Origin of the sequence: Kistimonas scapharcae (genome assembly GCF_039540975.1) — a bacterium.
Classification (GTDB): domain Bacteria; phylum Pseudomonadota; class Gammaproteobacteria; order Pseudomonadales; family Endozoicomonadaceae; genus Kistimonas; species Kistimonas scapharcae.
The window spans coordinates 1-4,573 of the sequence record NZ_BAABFL010000317.1; the positions used below are offsets into that span (position 1 = coordinate 1).

The window sequence follows — 4,573 nt, forward strand, 5'->3', positions numbered from 1 at the left end:
CAGGCGGTAATGGGAACATGGGGATGAGCTTAGGCGGCAGAACGTGAAATCGCCTTATGTACCGGTTTTTGAGTACTTACCATCAGACCTGATGGCGACCATTCTTCTACCGGCTCCCATCGAGGTAGAGGGTATGGCTGGTGCCTGAATTTGTCCGCCTCCGGTTGAGGTCGTTACTACAGGGGTAAGTGATGATTCATTCATGGAATACCTCGTTAAAAAATCGCCTATAAAAAACATCAACGCGTTATGATGCCATCACACCCAACGTATCCTTTGCCTGTCACAATTCAGATGAGCCTGGGTTATATACGCTGTATTCTTAGATTCTGCTACTCCAATAAATTCTCTTATTGATCAATAATGTCTTGCCTTTCTAACGCAAAATGTCAGAACAGCTGAACAATGCCACCCATATTACAAGGACTACCGGCGAAAACATGGTGCCGATGGAAGAAATGCGCAGTTACGTTCGCAAGGGACGGGATTATCTCGCTGCCGGAATAAATAACTGAACTATCAGTGTCTAATTAAACCGAAAAGAATAATGGCCAGTAGATAGCGCGGTCCATTATTGATGACCAACAAAGGGTTAATGTAAACATTCTTGATCTACTGATACATTCGCGTTTGCAAGCTGCTGGCACTGAATAGATTTTTTATTCTGGCAGGTATTGGAAGTCTTTCGGTACGTTCAAGGAATGACTTACTGATTCCGTTTGCAGCTTTTCTGATCGAAGATCGAAGGAGTCGGCGACACAGTATTGACAAGAATAGAGGAGTATCCTCAATAGCCTCTATATCTATTAGAAACTGTTTTAGTTTCTCTCCTAGTTGGTCAGTATGTTGCCACTGACTAATTGTTCTTTCCAGACATCCATTTCAGAGTGTGGCAACTTAGAAATCTACTGACAGCTGCCTCACTTCTCAAATTTCAGCCTGTTGCACTTATTGTATTAACCCAGCCGTAACATGTTCAGAGGCAGAAATCCCGCTCTGTTGCCGGTTTGCAGATGTTGCCCCCCAGGATGGGCCAATCATAATTCACATGACCTTTGTTGATACTTGAATCATTACAATTAAAGATTTCTCTGCAACCAGTAAGTTCCATCAATTGTTAACTCAGAATGTCACGCATAATGACCGCCTGTTAAATACTGGTAACAGTATTGGTTTTATCCGTCTTTTCCGGTTTTCAAAGGGTCAACACCTAAGCTCCCTTCCTTAAGAGCCACTCCGTGAACGCCCGAATCTTGGGCTCATTGATCCGCCATGGCTGGGATAACGCATAATACTGGTGCGGGGATTTCACCTGCATTCCACCAAACGGCGCCACCAGCTCTCCACGATCCAGCCTTTTCTGGACCAACTGTCGCCTTCCCATCGCGATGCCACCACCGTTCAGTGCTGTAGTCACGGCCAGGTCTGAGCAGTCAAAGGTGAAGCCCGGTATCTCGCTGATATCGCCAAAACCACTGGCTTTTGCCCATAACGCCCATTCAGAGTCATGTGCCGCATGTGGCCATGCCCTTGCATCATGGAGTAACAGGCAGCGTTTGATATTTTTCGGGTTGTCCGCCAGCTGATAACACTTCGCATAGTCACGTGTACAAACAGGGAACAGAGCTTCTTCCATGATCCATGTTCGATGCAATCCCGGATAATCATCACCGGTGTAATACAGTGCGACATCCACCGGCTGTACACGGAAATCAATATCTTCATTGCCGGTGCGGATATCCAGGGTGATGGCAGGGTATTCTGCATGAAAGTCCGGCAGCCGGGGCGCCAGCCAGCATTGGGTAATACTTGGCCGGGCAAAGATGATCAACGCACCACTGAGTTCATTGTTTCTAATCTGCTGGATTTCGCCCTGAATATCCTGCAGGGAACCTGACAAAACCCGGTAGAGTCGCTCTCCTTCATTACTCAGCTGCAACCGCCGTGGATAGCGCCTGAACAGGTCAAACCCCAGTTGCTTCTCAAGCTTTTTGATTCGATGGCTCACGGCGCTTGGGGTCAGGCAGAGTTCTTCTGCCGCCAGGGTAAAACTCAGGTGACGGGAAGCACATTCAAAGGTATGTAGATAACCCAGCAGGCTGCCACTCATGTGTCGGCCCCCAGAATCCTGTTCTGCTCTCTGGCAATACACTCAAAACTGGCCGTGATTTTGTTCATCAACGGCAACACAGTGCTCTGGTGTTATACATACTGCCCGGCACAATGGCCGGATGCCCAGGCCCACTGAAAATTAAAACCGCCCAGATGTCCGGTCACATCCAGCACTTCGCCGACAAAAAACAGGCCCGGCTGGCGCTGGCTTTCCAGGGTTTTGGAAGAGACTTCATCGGTCGACACTCCCCCCAGCGTCACTTCCGCTTTTTTGTAGCCTTCAGTACCAGAGGGTGTTAATGCCCAGTTTTCCAGGCTATCAGCCAATGCCTTTAATTCTGCATCCGTATACTGGTTGATCGGTTTGTGTCCCTTGTCCGTCAAACGCCGCAGGTTACCATTTTCGCACAGCGCAAGCGCCAGACGGCGAGTCAGGTATTCCGATAACACCGTTCGCGTCTCAGCTTTCGGACGCTCCAGCTGCAGAGTGCGCAGCCAGGATTCAATCTCAACACCGGGCAACCAGTTGATAGAAACAGTCTCACCTTCCTGCCAGTAAGAAGAAATCTGCAAAATCGCAGGGCCGCTTACACCTCTGTGGGTAAAAAGCAGTTTTTCCCTGAAGGATTGATGGCCACAGCTCACCACCACTTCGGCGCTCACCCCCGCCAGTTCACCAAATCTGCGCAACCATGCAGCTGGCAGGGTAAACGGCACCAGCCCCGGCCGCCGGGCAACCAGCTGATGACCGAACTGACGGCCAATGTCATACCCCAGACCTGTCGCCCCCATCGTGGGAAAAGACAGTCCACCAGTCGCGATCACCAATGACTGACAGGTAAATTCACCAAGGGAACTGGTAATGCGATAACGACAAGTTTCGCCATTGGTGACAGGCTTAATCTTCTCTAGCTGGGTTTTCAGCCGAATCGTCACATCGGCATCCCGGCATTCAGCCACCAGCATATTCACGATGTCACCGGAACGGTTATCACAAAAGAGCTGGCCGAGGGTTTTCTCATGCCACGCGATACCGTATTTATTCACCAGTGCCTGGAAATCCCACTGGGTATAGCGCCGTAACGCAGAAATACAGAAATGCCGGTTTTCAGAAAGGTAATTCGCAGGCTCGGCATAAAGGTTGGTGAAGTTACAGCGACCACCACCGGAGATCAGGATTTTCTTGCCGATTTTATTGGCGTGATCAAGGATCAGCACCTTGCGCCCCCGTTGTCCGGCGGTCAATGCGCACATCAGACCTGCTGCACCGGCTCCGATAATAATAACGTCATAATCCGGTAACAGGGGGCGGGAAAGCGGCATAGAGCTAGAAATCCTGATCAGTCGTGTTTTCAAAGTGGCGGATTGTTTCGCGCACTATAAACCACGGGCTCCTACTGAACCAATGCGTAATTCACCGCCCGGACGTGGTCTTTTCGATAGCGACTTTTCGTCTTTTGTAGAACATGTATTAACGGTCCGGTTGGATCTGACATTTTTCAAGCACTGCATTCACCAGTTCCGGAAACCTTGTCTTTCGCTTACCGCCACCACCGAAATGATTCTGATCAGTATATTCATGGTATTCCGTCTGCAACTGTTCATGCACATAACGGGCTTCCGCAATCGGAATAAACGGATCATCAACGGATGCATACTGGATAATCCATTGTTGATGGCGGCGAATAGCCTCCCAATCCCAGGGGGTATCAAACCAACCGCCTACCCGCTCATCAGGCATCCCCAGATCAGTATGGTAGCCCGCTACAATCACTGAGCCGATAATGGGGCACTGTTCTGCAAAACGCATAGCCGCGATGGCCCCCGACGAGTGGCCGATGAGAATAGTGTCTGCTCCGGCCTGTAACTCATTGCGCAGAAAAGGAAGCCATACAGCCTGATGCGCAATCTCGTTGTCAGGTAATGTTGTTAGAACAACCTCCAAACCATGCCGCCCCAGCATTTCTGCAACCCAAGGGTACCAGTGCATCTCAGCCGTACAGCCCCCATTACCATGAATGAAAACCACCTTCATGCCCGGGCTCCTGTCACCAGATTCACGGCATTATAGGCAAGATACCAGGATCAGCTGTGCCAATGGCAATCGCACTGATTACCTGACCGGGCACTCACCTTCGGTGTAACCGACAACCTCTGGATCAGAGCAGGCCGAACAGGCATTGCTTTCTGTTCTTACCGTTCCAGCTTTTGTCTCTGCGCACACTGGCGCATACTGAAAAGTACATACTTCAGGGCGAGAATCTGGACAGTTACCCTGGGTTGCACAACCGGTTATAAGCACTGACAAACCAACCAATAGCGCTTGATATTTGAACACCGTCTGACTCCTGAAAAGCATGAATTTGGCCATTCACAGCGAAGTAAGTACTCAAAAACCGGTACATAAGGCGATTTCACGTTCTGCCGCCTAAGCTCATCCCCATGTTCCCATTACCGCCTG

General features: G+C 49.9%; 3 protein-coding genes. All 3 read right to left on the minus strand.

Annotation, left to right across the window (positions count from 1 at the left end; genetic code table 11):
- Nucleotides 1-1,210: 1,210 nt before the first annotated feature.
- Nucleotides 1,211-2,152 (minus strand): DNA-binding transcriptional regulator DsdC, encoded by a 942-nt coding sequence (gene dsdC, locus ABD892_RS11585; RefSeq protein WP_345195826.1) that lies wholly within the window; start codon nt 2,150-2,152, stop codon nt 1,211-1,213.
- Between the two features lie 50 nt (nt 2,153-2,202).
- Complete coding sequence (locus ABD892_RS11590) at nt 2,203-3,435, minus strand: BaiN/RdsA family NAD(P)/FAD-dependent oxidoreductase (protein ID WP_345195828.1); 1,233 nt, start codon at nt 3,433-3,435, stop codon at nt 2,203-2,205.
- Between the two features lie 148 nt (nt 3,436-3,583).
- Nucleotides 3,584-4,147, minus strand: coding sequence for an RBBP9/YdeN family alpha/beta hydrolase (locus ABD892_RS11595; RefSeq protein ID WP_345195829.1), 564 nt, complete (start codon nt 4,145-4,147; stop codon nt 3,584-3,586).
- Between the last annotated feature and the right edge of the window lie 426 nt (nt 4,148-4,573).